Raw genomic sequence first — 18844 nt, 5'->3', positions numbered from 1 at the left:
CTCCAAGCTCCGGCCGCCTCCATGAAGCATCAAAATAAGCGGTTCAATAAAGGCGGACGGCGCATATCCCGCCCCTGAACCGGGTTTGGGCAAATTGCGGTTGACCAGAGCGTTCAATCCAAGGCCGTGAACAAATTCGCCGAACACAACCAACCCGGCATGGGCGGTGATTGTCTCGTTGGTGACTTCCAGCTTGAAAGGGAGGACTGTCTGTGTCATCATGGCTTCACCCCGTTGGTGATAGGTTGTTGTGGTCAACTCCATCCTATCTGCTTGTTTTCTCAAGCACAACGGGGTTTTTCATTTTTTTTCTCCCCATCAATCGCGGATCTGGGGAGGGGAGAAGGCTTCTCCCCTCGTTTTCATAAACTTATGGCGTATAAGCTCCTTCGTCACTTACATTCGATGATCCGGTGTTCCAGGAGTCAGTGTATTCTGAGTTTTCAGGTCTTCCACCAGAGTCCCCTGCTTTATCAGCATGGCTGTTTCCCTGAACACTAGCAGCCTGTGTTGAAGAAGAACTTATACTTGTCGCGGCATCCCCCCCTGGATGAGTGGAGGTTGCATCTGACTCATTTTTTTTCGCTCGATTATTTTTCTGGGTGGCGGACGATACAGTTGAGTCTGAAGCCCCTTTAGTCACAACTTGCCCTAAGGAAGATTGAGTCTCAACATTAACACTGGCTACCGTTTGCCCCACAAAATTCTCGGGGACGTCCCTGACTAATTCACTAACTTTATATCATTTTGAAATAATGAATAAATTCAATCGTTACAATATAGATTTAACGCAGTTCATTAATCTTTTATCGGCTCGTAAGGCGCCAATATGGCGCAACCCGATCTGCCGACCCTGGCCTACGACAGCTACGGCTACCTGGAGTCCCTGCTGCACGAAGACGGCAATGGCAAGTATTATGAGTACGATTATTTCTTTGACACCAAGGAATATTACTCCAAGGTGACCACCTCCATGGGCAAGGTCACGGAAACGTGGTTTGACGAACATGGCAATACAACCCGCATGGAAATAAACGGCCAGTTGTCCAGGGAGATCGTCAAGGAAGGCCGCATTGTCCGCGTTACGGACGGCGCGGGAAAAACCACGGTCAAGGAATACGACGAGTGGGAAAACCTGATTCAGGTCACCTATCCCGACCAGACTTCCGTATCCTACGAATACGACTCCCGGTTTAACAAGAAGACCAAGGCGGTCAACGAGCTTGGCGTCGTCATGGAATTCGAGTAGGACGACGAGCATAACCTGGAAGTCGTCAGGTCGGCAGACCTGGTTGCGCCTTTTTCTTTCAAGCCTTCCGCTTCACATCCAGCCGCAAAATTCAGGCTTTTCTCTTGATAAAAAATGTTTTACCATTGCAGGATGTTAGTCTTGATGAGCCAACCTCTCCCATTGAAACCGGGCCTTGATTTATGGAGAACAGCCAGACCGCACGCACGCGTTTAAACATGCATATCGCCGCCGGAACGCTTTTGGCCGCGGCGGTTCTGGGGATTTACGCCCAAAGCCTGGGGTTTGATTTCATTGACCTGGACGACGGGGTGTACGTCACGCAAAATCCCATGGTGCAGGCCGGGCTGACGGCCCAAGGAGTCGCCTGGGCTTTTCAAACCTTGCATGGGGGGTTCTGGATCCCTTTGACCTGGATATCCCTGATGGCCGATCAAAGCCTTTTCGGCGGGGGCGCCTGGGGCTTTCACCTGACCAACATGCTGCTCCACCTGGCCAACAGCCTGCTGGTCTTGCAGGTTTTGTCGCCGCTGACCAAGTCATTTCGTTTAAGTTTTATATCCGCTTTGATTTTTGCGGTCCATCCTCTGCACGTGGAGTCCGTTTGTTGGGTGTCAGAACGGAAAGACGTGCTTTTCGCTTTTTTCTTTTTATTGGGCATAGGGGCTTACGGGCGATACGTTCAATCACGCAAAAGAGCCTGGCTGTTGTGGATTTTCTGCGCCGGTTTTTTGTCCTTGGCGGCCAAGCCTATGGCGGTAGCGCTCCCTTTTATATTGCTGATCCTGGATTATTGGCCTTTGAACCGATTCTCCCGGGGGAAGGTCCGATGTCTGATTTTGGAAAAAATCCCCCTGGCGTTAATGTGCCTGGGATTCGGGCTTATCACGCTGTACGCCCAAAACCTGTACCGGGGTGTGCAAAGCCTTGACGCCGTTCCCCTGGCCGCCCGCATTGGGGGCGCCGTATACGCCTATGGATGGTATGCGCTGAAAAGCCTTTGGCCGTTGAACCTGGGCGTTTTTTACCCGCATCCGGGCATGGACTTGCCGGTTTATCAAGCCGTATTGGCGGGCGTTTTTTTCGCCGCAGCCGCGGGTTTGACCTGGAGATTCAGGGAGAGGACGCCCTGGCTCACGGCGGGCTGGTTCTTTTTCATCGTCGCCTTGCTGCCGGTGATCGGCCTGGTGCAATCCGGGCTGCAGGGCCGTGCGGACCGGTTTATGTACATTCCATTGCTGGGATTGATCATAGGGGCGGTATGGACCGGGGATTGGCTGATAAGGAAAAGAGACTCTTTGGCCAAGCCTGGAATTGGTTTGGCGGCGGCCTTTGTCATTTTCCTGTTCGTGCTTTCAACATTGCAGGCGAGAGAATGGAGGGATTCCATCACCCTGTACGCCCATACCCTTGATGTCACTAAAAAAAATTATATGGTTCACGAGTATTTGGGCTCGTCGCTGGCAGCCCGGGGGCGTTTGGATGAGGCCGTACAGGAGTATGAAAAGGCCCTGGCCATCAACCCCCGGCATGGGGATGCATGGTACGGGCTGGGCTGCCTGGCTGTGAACAGAGGGGAGTTCGAAGAAGGCGCCGAATACTTCAGACAGGCGCTGGCGTGGGAGCCGGACCACGTGGAGGCTTTATTCGGCCTGGCCGCGGCCCAGATTCAGTTGGGCGATGTTTCGGCGGCGGCGAAAAACCTGAAAAAGGTTCTGGCCGCCGATCCCGGCCACGTCCAGGCGGGAAAGAGACTGCAAACCCTTATGGACGGGACTTCCAAAGCCATGTGGGATTGATGATTTTGGATTCTTGGCTGGGCTTTGCAAAGGCATTGTCGATAAAGCAGGTTCCTCCCACGTGCTCGTCAATCACGGTTGTGGTTTTTGAACGGCTGCCGGCCGTGTATTTTTTGGTGAACATGTGAATAAAGGGAAAGGAGTAGTACCCCACGGAATCCCCCTGATCGTAGCTGTGCTCCACGCCCTGATCATCCGTATAAGTTCCGTCATAGCCCGTGACCTGCCTTACGTTCAGGGTGCTGCCTTCAAAAAAAGCGACGGTGTCTTCGTCGTTTATCTTATAGCTGGCGCTCAGGAGCCCTCCCTGATAAGCCGTGTCGTCCTGGTTATACGTGCTGATGATAAGCCGCAACGTGACCGTTGTCTGGTCCGGATCGGACGTATCCGTAATAATGGCTTCCAAAGGGTAGCCGTCGGTGTCTGAAACCGGATAGGTGGTTCCATCGTCGTCCGTTATGGAGCCGAAAAAAATCAAGGCGTCCCTGTACGTCTTCCCGTTTGCTCGGGTGCCGGTGAACCACAGCCCGGTCAGGGTGCATCCGCCTGCGGCCAATTGAAAATGGTAGCCTATCTGGGACTCCGTAACATTCCTGAAATTCGTGAACTTCACGCTCAAGTCTATGTTTCTGGCCGTTCCGTCTCCCATGACAAGGGGGAACCAGCCGAAGTCCCCTTCCTCCTGGTCAAGGGCCAGGCGCAGAAAATACTCCTGGTCGCTGTCATTCATAACGCGATTGAGATAGGCGGCGGGGGTGAACTCCTTGTCCGCCTGTATGTTGTAGTCATACACCCCTTCGTGGCCAGCGGCGTACTGGGAGACGTCAAAGTAGGCGATTTGCTCCCCGGGAAAGGGCTGGACGGAAAAATCATCAACAATGATTCGCCCCGCCTGATCCGTATAGATCACTTTGTCTACGTCAATTATAAAATCCGTCTCCGGGTCCGGGCTGAATTCAGCCGCAGCAGGCTGAGGGATCCAGGCAACGAGTGCTAAAGCGCATGCCATGGTCGCACAGGCAACGGATAGAAACCTATTCATTGTGACGCTCCTAATTGTATGGACTTACAGGGGTTGGCGCACAGCGTTCGCGCCAATGGAACTACTGAGACAAGGCCTTGTATAAACCAATATGACGTGATAGGACAAAAGTCAAGGATTTCGGTGTATTCATATGCCGATCATGCTTTGCGTTCCGTTTTGGCCTTGAAAAAAAACCTCCGCCTTCTCCGCACGGCGGTTTTTTAATGATTGTCATGAAATACAAAATCAGCAACATTTGCACCAGGCTCATGCTGGTGTGCGTATCGACCTTGCTCGCCCTCGGGTTCGCCGAAGCCCTTGTGCGCGTTTTTAAGATAGGCCCGGACGTGCATCGCGTGCGGACCCATGTGGAAAACAGCGCTTATCAGGCCTCATCCAATCCCATCTTAGGTTATGAGCTAAAACCCAACTTCCGGTGCAGCAACCCGAACTTGCACGAAACTTTTCCGTACATCAACGCCCACGGCCAGCGGGATATCGAGCGGTCCCTGGAAAAAAAGCCGGGATGGAAACGGATTGTAGTGCTGGGCGATTCCGTGGCCGCAGGGCACAGAGTGTGGGATTTGAACCAAACCATTTCGCGCTGGATGGATCAGTTGATGGTTGAAGACCGCGTCGAAGTGTTGAATTTTGGCATGGGAGGGTACTGCACCCGGGCCGAAGTGGAGCTGCTGCGCACCAAAGCCTTGAAATTCGACCCGGACATGGTGATTGTGATCTTCGTGAAAAATGATTTCAGGGATTTCAACAGCCAAATCAGCCATTACCGCATCCAACGGCCCAGATATATTGAGTGGCTGTTCATCCATTCCAGGCTTTTCCGGACCCTGGCCATGGAAATGGACTATATGCATTTCGCATCGGAAAACAAAGATTATTGGATCAATGACCGGCAATTCGAAGAAATAGGAGGAAACAACGTGGAGCAAGGCTTTGAACTGCTCCACCGGCTTTCTTTGGAATACGGATTTGCATGCCTGGTCGCCGTTTGGCCGCGGTTTGACGACGACGGGATTGTGGACGTGGATAACGGAGACGACGGCCTGTGGCTTGACGGGGACAGAAAAATAGCGCCCCCCGAGGGCCGCCGAATGACCGTGGAACGGCTGGCGGACACATTCAGGCTTCCCCATTTTCGTTTATCCAGGTATTTTAGAGAGGATTTTCAAAACCGGCAATCTGAGAAAGAGGCTGGCGCGACCCCCAAGTCCTTGTACGCGGCCGGCGATGATACGCATCCCTCTTCTTTGGGAGCTCGCGTGGCTGCTTTCGCCCTGGTTGAGAAGGCGCGGAGTCTATGGACTGGCGGCCTTCTGGATTAGAGTTTTTTTAGGCCCAAAAACCTTCATTTTTGTGGATTCTGAGGGAATATAGATACGTTTTTGTATTTTTAGAGACGGTTCTTTGTGATGCATTTCACATGAATTCAGGAGATTATAATTCTGGCGCCATTCTTGCCAATAAAAAAATGGAAAGGGGGGATAAACCCTTGTTGAGAAAGAGCAGAAAGAGAGGCGTTACCATGTACGATTGGAAAGAACTTTTTAACCACATGCCAGCCCGGTACACCCGGGAAAATTCTCCGGAGGATATTTCCAGCCACATAGAACTTCATCAGAAGCTCGCGCATGCAACCGCCTTGGTGCAAATCGCTCCCGCCGATGATGACCGCACCCGTTCGATCACCATATGTTGCAAGGACCAGTCTGGTCTTTTCAATAAAATAACCGGGACTTTTTTTCTGCATGGACTGGATATCCAGGAGTCCCGCATATACACATGGACCAACCAAACCGTGATAGACATTTTTAAGGTGAAGCTGCCTATAGACGCGGTTTTGGACGACACGTGGAGCCAGAAGCTGGAAAACGACCTTTTGGGCGTTCTGGAAAACAGGATCGATCTGGGATCCATGCTCCGGAAGAAACTGGACTCCCCGGAGGCGGAACCCGACTCCCGATATCATGCGACCCCTTCCGTGCGCCTGGATAATGATGCGTCGCGCTTTTTCACGGTAGTCAGCATAAGTGCAGGAGACAGCCTTGGCCTCCTGTATCGGATCACCCGGGAATTGCACCTGTGCGACGTCACGGTTTGCACGGCCCGGATCGCCACCTTCGGCTACCTGGTCATGGACGTATTTTTTATTCAGGACAGAGCCGGCAAAAAAGTTTTGGATAAAGGCAAGCTGGATGAGATTCACGACTCACTGATGAAAGTGCTTTCTCCGCCGGACTGAAAGCGTATCTCTCAGGTTGCATTCACACCAGGCGCCTGTTATGAATAAGGCGAACGGATTGGAGGATGTCCGTTCGCCTTATCTTTTTTTATCAACAGCCAATTCGGTTAAATTTCGTTTTAGGGCGGAGCCGGCATTTTAAGCGGCGCCTTGGCCGCCGGCCGCTTTACGGAAAAATTGTACATTATTCTTGGGGGGGGTTATGGAAACAAAACGCCACTATCGTTCCTGTTCCATTTGCGAATCCATGTGCGGGCTGGAAATTGTCACCCGCGGTACCGAGATTTTAACAATCAGAGGGGATAAAAACGACCCTTTGTCCAAAGGATACCTTTGCGCAAAGGGCGCAGCCCTTAAGGATTTATACAACGACCCCGACCGTTTGCGCCAGCCTGTGGTGCGGACGGGCGCCGGGTGGGAGAGGGTTTCGTGGGATGACGCCTTTGATCAGGCCGAGGCGGGATTGAAGGCGATCAGAAAAGAATACGGGAATGACGCTTTGGCTTTTTATTTCGGCAATCCCAACGCCCACTACCATGGATCCTTGCTTTTCCTGCTGCCCTTTTTCCGGGCCATGAACACAAAAAACCGCTTTTCTGCGAGTTCTGCAGACCAGTTGCCGCTCATGCTGGTCTGCGAGCAGTTGTTCGGCCACATGTTTCTGTTGCCCAGCCCGGACGCAAACCGAACCGATTATTTTTTATTGATAGGAGGCAATCCCGTGGTTTCCGGAGGCAGCATCATGACCCTGCCCGGGTTTGGAAGGCGCATGAAAGCCATTCAAAAGCGGGGCGGCAAAGTGGTTGTGGTGGACCCCATGAAAACGGCGACGGCGTCTCTGGCGGACAAGCATTTTTTTATCCGGCCGGGCTCGGACGTATTCTTCCTCGCCTCCCTGCTGCATGTCATGTTTCGGGACGGCCTGGCGGATCCGGGGTGGTTGGGGCATTTTTGCGACGGCCTGGATCAGGCGGAATCCATGGTAAAAGCCTTCAGCCCGGAAAAAACCGAATCCGTCACAGGCGTTTCCCCCCGGGACGTGGAAGCCGTTGCCCGGGATTTTTGCCGCGCCCCTTCAGCGGTTTGCTACGGGCGCATGGGCGCCTGCGTGCAGGAATACGGCGCTCTGGTCAATTGGCTGATTATGCTCGTGAACATTGTAGCAGGCAAATTCGACAGGCCCGGGGGCTTTATGTTTCCCACTCCGGCCTTGGACGTGGCCAAGTTTCTTTCGTGGATGACCTCCAAAGGGGAATTGGGAAAAAACAAAACCCGCGTGAGGGGGCTTCCGGCCTTTGGAGACGAGTTTCCCGTGGCGGCTCTGGCCGAGGAAATCATGACGCCCGGGCCCGGCAAGATCCGGGGTTTGGTGAGCATTTGCGGCAATCCGGTTCTGTCCGCGCCCAACGGCAAAATCCTGGATCAGGCCCTGGCCGAACTGGACTACATGGTGGCCATGGACTGGTACATCGCCGAATCGTCCCGGCATGCCAACGTCATTTTACCGCCCACGAACGTTCTGGAGCACGACCACATGGCAACCATGACCAATGTTTGCGGCTCGCACAATATGGTCAAGTATTCTCCGGCGGTGTTTAAACCGGAGGGGGACGTGCGGCATAACTGGCAGATTTTAAAGGAGCTGGCGGTGCGCATGGAGGCCAACCCCTTGGCAGCGGCCGCCGTTAAAATGACCACTCCGACCTTGCTGCTCAAGGCCGGAATTCGCATAGGCCCTCACGGGGCCGGCCTCAACCCCTGGGGCCAGGGGCTCACTTTAAAAAAGATGAAGGCGTCCCCCCATGGAGTAGACCTGGGGCCTTTGCGCTCCAGCCTGCCCGGCCGTTTGTTCACCAAAAACAAGCGCATCAACCTGGTTCCCCAAATCTTTACGGACGGTTTGGAAGTCCTTTCCGGGAACTTCTCCGCGCCGGAAATCACCGGCGATTACGACCTGCTGCTCATTGGCCGGCGGAACCGGAAATCCAACAATTCGTGGTTCCACAACCTGGAAAACATGCACACGCCCTCCAACCGCTGCACCGCCATGCTGAACCCCGCAGACGCAGCCTCCCGGGGAATAGAGGAAGGCGACGTCATCAGTCTGGAGTCTCGGGTAGGGAAAATCGAACTGGAAGCGGAAGTCACTTCAAACATCATGGAAGGGGTTGTGAGCGTGCCTCACGGCTGGGGGCATCATTACAAAGGGGTCTCTCTGAAAGTGGCTTCCCGCCGGCCCGGCGTGTCCGTCAATGACATCACGGACAATCAACGGGTGGATTCCATCTGCGGGACAGCCGTTTTTTCCGGGGTGCCGGTGAAGGTCTCCAAGAAAAACGACTTGTAATTATTTTAATATAATGTAGTATTTAGGATGATTTTTAGTGGGAAAGGTTCAATTTACGCCATATTGATGCAGCGTTTACAATATTTACTGATATAAAATGATATACTCGGGGAGAAAATCCCTGGCGACATTGCCTATCCCCCCGGTATGCAAGTCCAAAGGAGAAGTTTTTTTGATGAGTCGAGTCCTAGGCGCTTTGTTGATCCTGCTATTTTTGTCAAGCGTCTCGTTAGCTGACAGCCCCGTTGTGATCGCCAATAAACGTGTAAGCCAAGATAGCCTGAGCGCTAAAAGCCTGCGCACCATTTTCCTGGGAAAAGAACGCACTTGGAAGGAGGGAGGCTTTATTTACCCGGCTGCGCTGGAAGGCGGCCCCGTGCACCAAAAATTCCTGGAATTGTATCTGCGTAAGACCCCGGCCCAATTTTCCACCCACTGGAGGCGCATAGCCTTTACCGGAAAACCCTTGAAAATCAATTTGTTCAAGACGGAGCGGCAGCTTGTGGATTATGTGGCGCAGCAGGAAGGCGCCATCGGGTACATAGGGGCGGAGACTCCCGCCGCAAACGTCAAACAAATTACAATAGTTCCCTGACGCGTTGGAAGCTGGCGGCGATTGCGGGAGAGCCCGGCCGAGGGCTATTTAAAGTTGCGTTTCAACTGGCGCACCAGGTTTCTTATCTGCTTGCGGGCTCTTTCTCCTCCGCCCAAAGCCACAAAAAACTCCTCCCTGTTTTTGATCTGAGACAACAGGACCGCGTCGGCGGGCCTGCCGAAACGCGCGGCGCCCTGTGCCACCACCTGCAATAAAAGCAGCAGCCATAGCAGAGCCTGGTTGCTTCTGGGGAGGTGGTAGATCTCGGAGTCCGGGTTGCCGTACTCTCCCAAAGCGCTTCCCACCACAGTCTCGGCGGCGGCCCCCCCCACCAGCGAAAGCAGGATGTAGGCTTCCCATTCCAGGATAAGCAGGTAGCGTGTGGGCGGCCGTCCTTTGACCTTGTATTTGCCCAGGGCCTGTTTGAGCAGGGTGTGGATGGTGCGAATTTTGACGAAAAAGCGCTCCCGGTTGGCATCCAGGAACTCCCGCGCATGGATGACGGCGCGCTGGTCGAGCCCGGCCTTCACCTTAAGCACTTCCTGAGGCGTGTACTCGGTGTCTTTGTGCAGCTCCTTGTTGAATGTGCGCATGAGCACGCTGCACAACATGAGCGCGTTGCGGTCGTGGAACTGAATTGTTTCGGGATCGTGAATGAAATCCTCCAAGAGCACGGTCAGGGCCTTTTGGGGCTGGTTCATTCTGTCGATGAGCACCTGGAGGGCGTTCAAGAAGGCAATGCGGTCCTCCCTGTGCATGCTGTTTTGGAGGTAATGCCACAAAAACTCAAAAACGTGGTCCTGGTACCGCGCCAGGGCGGGGATGTTCTCCTCGAAAACCGGACGGATAAAGTGCCCGCCGTCATCAAAGCAGAGTTTGAATATCCTGACCAGATCCTTTGCCTCGTCCACGGTGGAGCCGAAGTCCCTGGCGATGGTCTGATAGTCCGACCTATCAAACTCATTCACGGCGAAGGGCAGGGACTCCATTTTCTTTTTGGTCTGGCTGCGATGGTGAAAAAAGGAGACAAGGTCCAGAATCCGTTCATCCACGCATGCGCGGACTTCGTCGCATTCCGGCTGTCTGGCCACCAGGGCGTCGTTGGACACGCACAGGTTTTTCAGCACAGGCTCGCTCACCCGGGCCAGGCCTTTCTCCAGGTTTCCCAGCACCTCCATTTCCAGGTTTTCCAGGGAGAAATCCACCTGGTTTTTTCGGTGCGGAGCAGCCTTTCCCATGGCTTTGAGCAGGTCGGAGGCCAGGGTCATGCGATCCATGAGATGAAAGCAGTTCACGCACCCGAAGTCCGTGGCGTACAGGCTGTCCACCAGTTTGCCGGGCGCCTGGGAGCCGTTGGGGAATTCCCGGGCCAAAAAGCGAACCAGCCTTGCCTGGGAGTCGGATAAGGGCTGGCTTTCATGCTCGTTGATAAGCCACCGGGCGTTGTTGATTTCCATGGGCGGCCGCACCAGGACGTCGGAGAGCTTTTCGAACCCAAACACGGCGTCGTACACGCTGGCGTATTGCTTGAGCGGATGCCCGGGACCCACATCCAGCATGAGGCTTCCGATTTTATCCACCAAGCGGGAGACGGTCCTTGGCTTTAAGCCGTTTACGGCTGCCAGGCAAGTGAGATTGGGGTCGGGAAATCCCGCGGGATTCAGGACGACAGGCAGCCCTTGCCAGGGGTCAATGCCTTCGTATTTGAGATTTTTTCCCTCCTGGAACATGCGCAGGTAATCGGCCAGCACGTTCAGGCACAAGCGCAGCATCTGCCGGGCCTGGGCGTCGTGCGGCAGGGTGGAGGCGTACAGGGTGTGGATGCCGTAGGAGCCCATGGTTTTCAGGGCGTTTCGAAAGTCCACGGTGGCGTGTTCCGCAGGCTGGCCAAGGCGTTTTTCCGCATCTTTCAGTAAAGGGATGTCCAGCTTCAGGGCGCCGAAGCAGACAGTGTAGTCGTATTTGGCGGAATTGGCGCCCTCGCCTTCCAGGCCCCTGCCCCGGTGACGAATCAGGACCTTGCCCACGTGGTCGCCCAATTCGTGCAATGCGGAGAGCCGTTCCACCAGCCGGGTGACGGCCGCCTCCGTGGCCCGGAACCCCCCGGACAGGGAGGCGCCCAGAAAACTGGAAACCTGGCGGGTGAAATCCACCAGATGAACCCTGTACACGTCCATGCGCTGTTCTTCATTGTGCAGGGTTTCGGAAAGTCCGGGCATGTCCGGGATGACCATGTGCTCGACGGCGTCGTCTTCTCCCAGGTCCTTGAACAGGCCCTCAATTTCCTCATCCAAATCCGTATTGATATCAAGCTCGGCTGCTAAGTTCATATCAATCATCCTGCCAGCGGCCCTGCATAACGCAACGGGCGGTTGGTTAGGCCTTTTTTCCCGGCCCGTTTTCCCTTATATCCTTTACGACTTCAGCGGCGGCTTTACCCGCTTTGTCGCCCACTTCCTGAAGACCCTGCTCCATGGAGTCCATCATCGCGCTCAGCAGCTTTTGAGTTTCCTTTGCTTTGGTAAACCGGATGTATTCCTCAAGTTCTTCGTCCGAAAGCCCCATATAGCATACCACATTATCATAATAGCATTGCGTTTCAAAAACAGGTCTTTGGGCTTGCAATTGGCCTAAAACCAGGGACCTTACATCATCCACAGAAATATCTTCCTGCGGGGAGGCCATGATCATGGGCAAGGCAATTGCAAAAGCCATGTTCTCCATCAGGACGTAAAGCCGATCCATCAAGGCGGTGGCCTTTATATACTCCTTAATAAGGTCGGATCTGGTTTTGGGATTATCATGGCGCGCCAAGGCTAAGCCAACCGACGCCGCCGTGGCTGCTCCGCCGACTTCGGTGTAGTCCTGCTCGATTTTCACAATTTTTTTCCCCAGGGGAGTGCTGAACCAGTCGGCAACGAACGCCACCTCCCGGGAATTCATTTTATCCTGGATATTTTGAAATACGAGATCATGAAAACGCTGGGCATCCATGGATTCTATGAGGGCTTCGGACAAACGGCTGACCATTTCCTGAACGGCCTCGTTATTTTGAGACCGGCCCGAAATCATGGCGTCTTCCATTGCCCCTTCAATGCCTTCCTTCCACTGGTCTTCTATGGACTGAAACTGCTGCTCTATTCCGGACTTGACCATCAAATCCCGGATTTCGTCCACGGACGCCTTCGAACGCACGGATGCGGCCGTGCATGAACAAAGGCATGCCGCTATAAGAAAAACAGCCAGCGCATATTTCTTCATTTTTTTCTCCTGAACCAACGACCCAAGGCCGGAATCAAAGGCGGGGCTTTCATTCCCATCGGCAAGGCTACCATACTATCCAGGCAAATGCAAAAAATCACGGGCGATATTCGCTTATCCCCAAGATATGGGATTACCGCCCTCAGACACTACGGCCGGAAGCGCCGGAGGGGCGATTGGAACCGAGGCAACCTCCTGGTTGATCAACGTGACAATCGCTTCTCCGGCTTTGGCCCCGAGCTCCTTCATGCCGGTATTGAGAGCCTTGTACAAGTTTTGCAAATAAGACTGCATTTCACGGCTTCGATAATGATCGATCATGGTTAGGATCTCCCTGTCTGTTAGCTCTTTGAGATCCACCGCCGTTTCATTGAACCGCTCCAGGCGCAAATCCCGGATATCGAGACCCATATCGTTGATCAAGTCGTCCCGCATATCCTCCACGTCCTCCCAAGCCGCATCATGCTCCACCTGGATGGCCGCGGCCATGGCGGCGCCCATATCCTCCGTGGCTTGCGCCAAAAAAGAAGGCATGCCCACTGCGTCCACCAAATCCCAAATCAGGGCAGTTCTCTTTGCCGCGTTTCCGTGTACGCCCAAGGCCTCCTGAACGGCCTCCTTGGAATAATCCGGAGCAGCATTTTTTTTCGCCCTTTCAATGTGCGCTACCTTGCGCCCCAGGGGGCTGTTATCCCATTTTATAATCTTGACCTGAACTCTTTCCGTCAAGGATTCATCCAGGAACTCATAAATAAGCTCTTCAAATCGTTCGGGGTCAAAGGCCTCCATGACAAGCCGCCTGTATTGCCTGCCTTTAATGGCGTCGACGGAGGCGTCGCCCGTTTCCGCCTTTCCCATAGACTCTTCCCAGTCAGCCTGCAGCCCTTCCGCCATGTCTTTCGCCATGGCCCGAAGCACCAGCTCCCTGACAGGGCTGTTCATATATTGTTTTTCAAGCCCTGGATACGAGCAGGCGCTGAGCAAAAGCGCCATGGAGACGATGACAATCCGTTTCATTATCCACTCCTGTTGCATCTTCCCCGAAACGCTGTTTGGGGGTGTAATAAAGCACGGCACGATACCATATTACACCACCATAGGCAAAGCAAAGACCTGTATTGCGCCGCCGGATTTTCATCAAACTCAGGATGGCTTGCGCAATGTTTGAAGTTCCGCCGGGTTGGGTTGCACCATGAAAAACCATGGAACGGGGGAGTTATTCGGAGGGCTTTCGGCTCAGTTTTTCCCGGTCGGCTTTTTTAAGGCCTGCGACCACCAGGTCGTAAGAGTCGTCCATCATGTCAAAGAGATGATCGGAGGGAATGGTTCCGTCCAGGATCACGGTATTCCAATGATTTTTGTTCATGTGGTATCCGGGCGATACGGAGGGATATATGCTTCGGAGAGCCAGGGCGTGATCCGGGTCGCACTTGAGGTTCATACGCAGGGGGGAGCTTTCCAGAGCGATGAGGGCGAACATTTTTCCCATGACTTTGTAAACCATGGCGTCCGGGCCGAAGGGAAAGTCCTGAACCGCGCCCTGTTTCTTGTCCAGGTAAGCCGTCACTGTTTGCAGATCCATAAAATTCTCCTCCGCAGCTTGATTAAGAATCTGCCGAATATAGACCGGGGAAAGGTAGTTTGCAAGAATTTGGAACATAGGGCTTGCGCTTAATTAAATTTTCATCTAAGAGATTGTCCGCCCAGCGCGATTGAGGCTTGGTTGGGGCCGCCTTTCAGGATTTTTTCCTGTTTTTCCGGATTCCCCCCTTGACAACACAGGCCGCCGCATTTATAATTTTTGGGTAAATTTTGCTGAGGGATCGTCTAGCGGCAGGACGACGGGTTCTGGCCCCGTTAACCAAGGTTCGAATCCTTGTCCCTCAGCCAAATATGAAGAACCTGGGGCGTCTGACTTCTTCAGACGCCCCTTTTTTGTTTTTAGCATCAGTTTTGTTTGGAACGGCTTTTGCTTATCCAGATATCCGGCAATGCGCCGGAAATCGCCGGCGCCGGAATTAAAACAGGTTTATGGAACGTGAAGCATGGAATTGCACCCCCAGATTGAACGGCTCAACCAAATAGGCATTGCTCTTTCCAACGAAATCCAGCTTGAGAAATTGCTCGCCCTGATCGTTACGGAAGCAAGGGGCTTCACCAATGCAGATGCCGGAAGCCTTTACACTCTGGAAAAGGATCAGCTGTATTTTCGCATCGCCCAAAACGACACGCTTAACGGCAAGGGCGCCAGGGGGGCGTTCAAGCCCGTGCCTATCCCCCTGGATTCGCGAAGCATTGCGGGATATGTCGCCCTGAACGGGGAGTTGTTGGATATCGAAGACGTGTACATGCTTTCCGACAGGCTGCCCTTTTCGTTCAACCGGGATTTCGACCAGAAAAACAATTACCGGTCCCAGAGCATGCTGGTGGTTCCCATGAAAGAGCCGGACGGCGAGGTTCTGGGAGTGCTTCAGCTTATCAACGCCAAGAATGATGACGGCAAGGTGGTTCCTTTTCCCCAGTCCATCATCAGCCTGACCATGTCTTTGGCTTCCCAGGCCGCCGTGGCCATTCGAAACGCCCGGCTCATATCCTATATCAAGAGCCTGTTTGAGGCCTTGATCCGCTATTCGGCCTCCGCCATCGACGCTCGAAGCCCCCATACGGCCGGCCACTCCCGCCGTGTTGCGGAGTACGCCACTGTCATTGCACAGGAAATCAACCGCCTGGACGACGGCCCCTTCAAGGACATTCATTTTACGGCGGATGAACTGGAAAGGCTCAGCTACTCGGCCTGGCTGCACGATTTGGGAAAAATCGGCGTTCCCGAAGCCATTTTGGACAAGCATCTCCGCCTTCCTGCAGGGGTGGAGGAAACCATAGAGGAGCGCTTCAACCTTTGCGCGGCCAGTTTGGCTATCGAGGCTGCAGCCGCCGGAAGCAAAAATCCCCGGGAGGATACGGCCAAGGAGCGCGAAGCGCTGAAAGCGGATTTCCAACGCCTGAAAAATATCAACCGGGCCAATTGGCTCCCGGACGAGGATGAGGAATTTTTAGGCCAGCTTCACGCCAGGACTTTTTACGACGCCGGGGGGACCGAGCGCACCTTGCTTACGGACGGCGAGATGGTCTACCTGGCTGTCAAAAAAGGCAATCTCACCCCGGAGGAATACAAGACCATGCAGGGGCATGTGGAGCACACCTTGAATATCGTGAAAAACATCCCCTTTACCGGCCACCTGGAAGCGGTCCCCAACATTGCGGCCTCGCACCACGAAATGCTGAACGGCACGGGATACCCCCGCCATCTGCACGATCAGGAAATCACCCTGGAAGCCCGCATCCTGGCCATGGTGGACATCTTCGACGCCTTGACAGCCATAGACAGGCCGTACAGGAAGGCGGCGCCTCCTGAGCGCGCCTGCGCCATTTTGCAGTCGGACGTGGAGTCGGGCAGATTGGATAAGGACGTGGTGGAACTGTTTGTAAGCCAGCGTCTTTGGGAGCGAATTACGGAAAAATAGGCGCCTGCCCTGGTTTGGGAGAAAAAAAATTATAAAAATGGCTTTTTGCCGCCCTTGACAAATTTTTACGGCGCTCTATATTGATCATGTGATTTGAAGACCACTCGTTTGAGTCTAAAATTATTGAAAAAACAGAACAAGGGCGGTTCTGCCAAGCAGGGAGATAGAAAGATGCCGATCTACGAGTATGAATGCACGGAATGTGGAAAAACCATGGAGGCCTTACAGAAGTTTTCTGACGATCCTCTTACAACATGTGAGTTTTGCTCGGGAAAATTGAGGAAGCTCATTTCCAATTCCAGTTTCCATCTCAAGGGCACGGGTTGGTATGTAACGGATTACGCAGGAAAAAATGCTTCCGCGTCCAAGGATAAGACGGAATCCAAAACGGAATCGTCTTGTTCCGCCGGCTGCTCCGCCGGGGCCGGCGCCAAAAGCAGCTCCTCCGAGTAATTCGGGCAGGGGCTTTTGCATTTCAGGCCCCCCCTTTCTAAGCATAGATTTTTTTAGAACAGTTATGGGATCGGAAGGCCCGGGAAAAGACTTTCCCGGGTTTGATGGTTAAGTACGGCGAAAACATACGGAGCCTGGGGGGGGGTTGGCTGAACTTGGTTTCATAAAAAAATCAAATCAGCCTCTTTACAAATCATTTTGGGTGATTAACTTCTCCAACAAAAATTGGATAACCTTATAGCAACTTGCATTTCACGCCAGAGCGCCGCTTTAGACGGAAAATGCCGGTGTGAAAGCCACCACATTAAAGAAAAAAAGGAGAGACAGCGTATGAAACTTCAACCATTAGCAGATCGCATCCTGGTAAAGCGTCTGGCTGAAGAAACCAAAACCAAAGGTGGAATTATCATCCCTGATACGGCAAAGGAAAAACCCGCCGAGGGCGAAATCGTAGCCGTGGGTCCGGGCAGAAATGCAGAAGACGGAACCAAGATCGCTCTGGAAGTGAAAGTGGGCGATCGCGTGCTGTTCGGCAAATATTCCGGAACCGAGGTGAAGATCGAGGGTGAAGAATACCTGATCATGCGCGAAGATGACGTACTGGGCATCGTGCAGTAGTTTTCTTTTTTTCAGGACTCGTAAAAACTCACCAAATTAGGGAGGAAATATAGAAAATGGCAAAAGAAATTAAATACGATATGAAAGCCAGGGAGCTTATGCTCGCTGGAGTCAACGCACTGGCCGACGCCGTAGCCGTCACCCACGGTCCCAAGGGCCGCAACGTGGTTATCGACAAAGCCTGGGGCGCTCCCACCGTGACCAAAGACGGCGTGACCGTGGCCAAGGAAATCGAACTGGAAAACAAGTTCGAGAACATGGGCGCTCAGATGGTTAAGGAAGTGGCTTCCAAGACCAGCGACACCGCCGGCGACGGAACCACCACCGCTACGGTGCTTGCTCGCGCCATCTACGAAGAAGGCATGAAGCTGGTCGTGGCGGGCAACAACCCCATGGCTATCAAACGCGGCATTGACAAGGCTTGCGAAGCAGCCGTCAAATCCCTGATGAATCTTTCCAAGCCCACCAAGGAACAACGCGAAATCGCCCAGGTCGGCACCATCTCCGCCAACAACGACGAGACCATCGGCAACATCATCGCCGAGGCCATGAACAAAGTCGGCAAAGAAGGCGTTATCACGGTGGAAGAAGCCAAATCCATGGACACCACCCTGGACGTGGTGGAAGGCATGCAGTTCGACCGCGGTTACATTTCCCCTTACTTTGTGACCGATTCCGAAAAAATGGTGTGCTCCCTGGAAGATCCTTATATCCTGATCCACGAGAAGAAAATCTCCAACATGAAGGACCTGCTGCCCCTGCTGGAGCAAACCGCAAAAATGGGCAAGCCCCTCCTGATCGTTGCGGAAGACGTGGAAGGCGAAGCGCTGGCCACCTTGGTCGTTAACAGGCTCCGCGGCACCCTGCAGATTGCAGCCGTCAAGGCCCCCGGCTTTGGCGACCGCCGCAAGGCCATGCTCGAAGACATCGCCATCCTCACCGGCGGCACCGTGGTTTCCGAAGACATGGGCATCAAGCTGGAAAATATGTCCCTGGCTGACCTCGGCAAGTGCAAACGCGTATCCATCGACAAAGACAACACCACCATCGTTGACGGCGCAGGCGCCCGCAGCGCTCTGGAAGGCCGCGTCAAGCAAATCCGCGCTCAGATCGATGACACCACCTCCGATTACGACCGCGAAAAGCTGCAGGAACGTCTGGCCAAGCTGATCGGCGGCGTGGCCGTCATCAATGTCGGCGCAGCCACCGAAGTTGAAATGAAAGAAAAGAAAGCCCGCGTGGAAGACGCCCTGAACGCCACCCGCGCAGCGGTTGAAGAAGGCATCGTTCCCGGCGGCGGCGTGGCTCTGGTTCGCGCTATTGACGCCGTGTCCAAGGCCAAAATCACCGGCGAGCAGAAAATCGGCGCCCGCGTGGTTATGCGCGCCCTGGAAGCTCCGCTTCGCATGATCGCCAACAACGCCGGCATGGAAGGCTCCGTGGTTCTGGAAAAGGTCCGCAACACCGAAGGATCCCAGGGCTACAATGCCGACACCGACACCTATGAAGACCTGATCGAAGCCGGCGTCATCGACCCCACCAAGGTGGTCCGCCTGGCTCTGCAGAACGCTTGCAGCATCGCCGGCCTCATGCTCACCACCGAAGCCATGATCGCTGACGTGCCGGAAGAAAATGCCGGCGGCATGCCCGCAATGCCCGGCGGCGGCATGGGCGGCATGGGCGGCATGGGCGGAATGATGTAAGATTCCCCCAG

General features: G+C 54.0%; 15 protein-coding genes, 1 tRNA gene and 1 pseudogene. 11 read left to right on the top strand and 6 right to left on the bottom strand.

The features are described 5' to 3' along the window. Positions 1 to 222: pseudogene (locus BUE18_RS12580) on the bottom strand (IS1380 family transposase); the annotation flags it as partial. A gap of 607 nt (positions 223 to 829) precedes the next feature. Here BUE18_RS12580 and BUE18_RS12575 point away from each other — a divergent pair. Together BUE18_RS12575 and BUE18_RS12570 are read left to right on the top strand one after the other, a co-directional pair. After that, positions 830 to 1249: an RHS repeat domain-containing protein gene (locus BUE18_RS12575; RefSeq protein WP_073476151.1), complete on the top strand. Its 420-nt coding sequence runs from the start codon at positions 830 to 832 to the stop codon at positions 1247 to 1249. 182 nt (positions 1250 to 1431) lie between these two features. Beyond that, positions 1432 to 3048: a tetratricopeptide repeat protein gene (locus tag BUE18_RS12570; protein ID WP_083610979.1), complete on the top strand. Its 1617-nt coding sequence runs from the start codon at positions 1432 to 1434 to the stop codon at positions 3046 to 3048. On the opposite strand, the gene BUE18_RS12565 is transcribed toward BUE18_RS12570, so the two are convergent. Continuing rightward, complete coding sequence (locus BUE18_RS12565) at positions 3014 to 4090, bottom strand: hypothetical protein (RefSeq protein ID WP_073476148.1); 1077 nt, start codon at positions 4088 to 4090, stop codon at positions 3014 to 3016. The two genes, BUE18_RS12570 and BUE18_RS12565, sit on opposite strands and share 35 nt — an antisense overlap. A gap of 206 nt (positions 4091 to 4296) precedes the next feature. On the opposite strand from BUE18_RS12565, the gene BUE18_RS12560 reads away from it, so the two are divergent. The 4 genes from BUE18_RS12560 to BUE18_RS12545 all read left to right on the top strand — a co-directional run bounded on the left by BUE18_RS12560 (position 4297) and on the right by BUE18_RS12545 (position 9274). Next, complete coding sequence (locus BUE18_RS12560) at positions 4297 to 5415, top strand: SGNH/GDSL hydrolase family protein (RefSeq protein WP_073476146.1); 1119 nt, start codon at positions 4297 to 4299, stop codon at positions 5413 to 5415. 200 nt (positions 5416 to 5615) lie between these two features. Further along, positions 5616 to 6332, top strand: a complete 717-nt coding sequence (locus tag BUE18_RS12555; protein ID WP_139264720.1) for a hypothetical protein — start codon at positions 5616 to 5618, stop codon at positions 6330 to 6332. Positions 6333 to 6534: 202 nt separating this feature from the next. Beyond that, positions 6535 to 8679, top strand: a complete 2145-nt coding sequence (locus tag BUE18_RS12550; protein ID WP_073476142.1) for a molybdopterin-dependent oxidoreductase — start codon at positions 6535 to 6537, stop codon at positions 8677 to 8679. A gap of 175 nt (positions 8680 to 8854) precedes the next feature. Further along, on the top strand, positions 8855 to 9274 hold the full coding sequence (locus tag BUE18_RS12545; protein WP_139264719.1) for a type 2 periplasmic-binding domain-containing protein: 420 nt from the start codon (positions 8855 to 8857) through the stop codon (positions 9272 to 9274). Positions 9275 to 9318: 44 nt separating this feature from the next. Here BUE18_RS12545 and BUE18_RS12540 read toward each other — a convergent pair whose 3' ends face one another. The 4 genes from BUE18_RS12540 to BUE18_RS12525 form a co-directional block, all read right to left on the bottom strand. Further along, entirely contained in the window at positions 9319 to 11604 is a 2286-nt protein-coding gene (locus tag BUE18_RS12540; RefSeq protein ID WP_073476139.1) for a hypothetical protein, read from the bottom strand. 46 nt (positions 11605 to 11650) lie between these two features. Then, positions 11651 to 12535 (bottom strand): DUF2059 domain-containing protein, encoded by an 885-nt coding sequence (locus BUE18_RS12535; RefSeq protein WP_073476137.1) that lies wholly within the window; start codon positions 12533 to 12535, stop codon positions 11651 to 11653. Between the two features lie 114 nt (positions 12536 to 12649). After that, the gene (locus tag BUE18_RS12530; RefSeq protein WP_073476135.1) at positions 12650 to 13552 is read right to left on the bottom strand and encodes a DUF2059 domain-containing protein; all 903 of its coding nucleotides are present in this window, start codon (positions 13550 to 13552) and stop codon (positions 12650 to 12652) included. Positions 13553 to 13751: 199 nt separating this feature from the next. Beyond that, positions 13752 to 14117, bottom strand: a complete 366-nt coding sequence (locus tag BUE18_RS12525; protein WP_073476133.1) for an MmcQ/YjbR family DNA-binding protein — start codon at positions 14115 to 14117, stop codon at positions 13752 to 13754. Between the two features lie 234 nt (positions 14118 to 14351). On the opposite strand from BUE18_RS12525, the gene BUE18_RS12520 reads away from it, so the two are divergent. The 5 genes from BUE18_RS12520 to groL all read left to right on the top strand — a co-directional run bounded on the left by BUE18_RS12520 (position 14352) and on the right by groL (position 18833). After that, positions 14352 to 14425, top strand: a tRNA-Gln gene (locus BUE18_RS12520). A gap of 155 nt (positions 14426 to 14580) precedes the next feature. Then, positions 14581 to 16059 carry an HD domain-containing phosphohydrolase gene (locus BUE18_RS12515; protein WP_073476132.1) on the top strand — a complete coding sequence of 493 codons (1479 nt, stop codon included), beginning with the start codon at positions 14581 to 14583 and terminating at the stop codon, positions 16057 to 16059. A gap of 171 nt (positions 16060 to 16230) precedes the next feature. After that, a complete protein-coding gene (locus tag BUE18_RS12510; RefSeq protein ID WP_073476131.1) occupies positions 16231 to 16512 on the top strand; it encodes an FmdB family zinc ribbon protein in 282 nt (93 codons plus the stop codon). Between the two features lie 330 nt (positions 16513 to 16842). After that, positions 16843 to 17130, top strand: a complete 288-nt coding sequence (groES, locus tag BUE18_RS12505) for a co-chaperone GroES (RefSeq protein WP_015948972.1) — start codon at positions 16843 to 16845, stop codon at positions 17128 to 17130. Between the two features lie 56 nt (positions 17131 to 17186). Then, on the top strand, positions 17187 to 18833 hold the full coding sequence (groL, locus tag BUE18_RS12500; protein WP_073476130.1) for a chaperonin GroEL: 1647 nt from the start codon (positions 17187 to 17189) through the stop codon (positions 18831 to 18833). Positions 18834 to 18844: the final 11 nt, after the last annotated feature.

It is taken from the genome of Desulfatibacillum alkenivorans DSM 16219 (assembly GCF_900142135.1).
GTDB lineage: Bacteria > Desulfobacterota > Desulfobacteria > Desulfobacterales > Desulfatibacillaceae > Desulfatibacillum > Desulfatibacillum alkenivorans.
This window is presented reverse-complemented; position numbering and strand designations above follow the sequence as displayed.

Excerpts from the sequence above, each read along its gene's own strand:
- BUE18_RS12575 (WP_073476151.1), top strand. The coding sequence starts at position 830 with ATGGCGCAACCCGATCTGCCGACCCTGGCCTACGACAGCTACGGCTAC.
- BUE18_RS12570 (WP_083610979.1), top strand. The coding sequence starts at position 1,432 with ATGGAGAACAGCCAGACCGCACGCACGCGTTTAAACATGCATATCGCC.
- BUE18_RS12565 (WP_073476148.1), bottom strand. The coding sequence starts at position 4,090 with ATGAATAGGTTTCTATCCGTTGCCTGTGCGACCATGGCATGCGCTTTA.
- BUE18_RS12560 (WP_073476146.1), top strand. The coding sequence starts at position 4,297 with ATGATTGTCATGAAATACAAAATCAGCAACATTTGCACCAGGCTCATG.
- BUE18_RS12555 (WP_139264720.1), top strand. The coding sequence starts at position 5,616 with ATGTACGATTGGAAAGAACTTTTTAACCACATGCCAGCCCGGTACACC.
- BUE18_RS12550 (WP_073476142.1), top strand. The coding sequence starts at position 6,535 with ATGGAAACAAAACGCCACTATCGTTCCTGTTCCATTTGCGAATCCATG.
- BUE18_RS12545 (WP_139264719.1), top strand. The coding sequence starts at position 8,855 with ATGAGTCGAGTCCTAGGCGCTTTGTTGATCCTGCTATTTTTGTCAAGC.
- BUE18_RS12540 (WP_073476139.1), bottom strand. The coding sequence starts at position 11,604 with ATGAACTTAGCAGCCGAGCTTGATATCAATACGGATTTGGATGAGGAA.
- BUE18_RS12535 (WP_073476137.1), bottom strand. The coding sequence starts at position 12,535 with ATGAAGAAATATGCGCTGGCTGTTTTTCTTATAGCGGCATGCCTTTGT.
- BUE18_RS12530 (WP_073476135.1), bottom strand. The coding sequence starts at position 13,552 with ATGAAACGGATTGTCATCGTCTCCATGGCGCTTTTGCTCAGCGCCTGC.
- BUE18_RS12525 (WP_073476133.1), bottom strand. The coding sequence starts at position 14,117 with ATGGATCTGCAAACAGTGACGGCTTACCTGGACAAGAAACAGGGCGCG.
- BUE18_RS12515 (WP_073476132.1), top strand. The coding sequence starts at position 14,581 with ATGGAATTGCACCCCCAGATTGAACGGCTCAACCAAATAGGCATTGCT.
- BUE18_RS12510 (WP_073476131.1), top strand. The coding sequence starts at position 16,231 with ATGCCGATCTACGAGTATGAATGCACGGAATGTGGAAAAACCATGGAG.
- groES (WP_015948972.1), top strand. The coding sequence starts at position 16,843 with ATGAAACTTCAACCATTAGCAGATCGCATCCTGGTAAAGCGTCTGGCT.
- groL (WP_073476130.1), top strand. The coding sequence starts at position 17,187 with ATGGCAAAAGAAATTAAATACGATATGAAAGCCAGGGAGCTTATGCTC.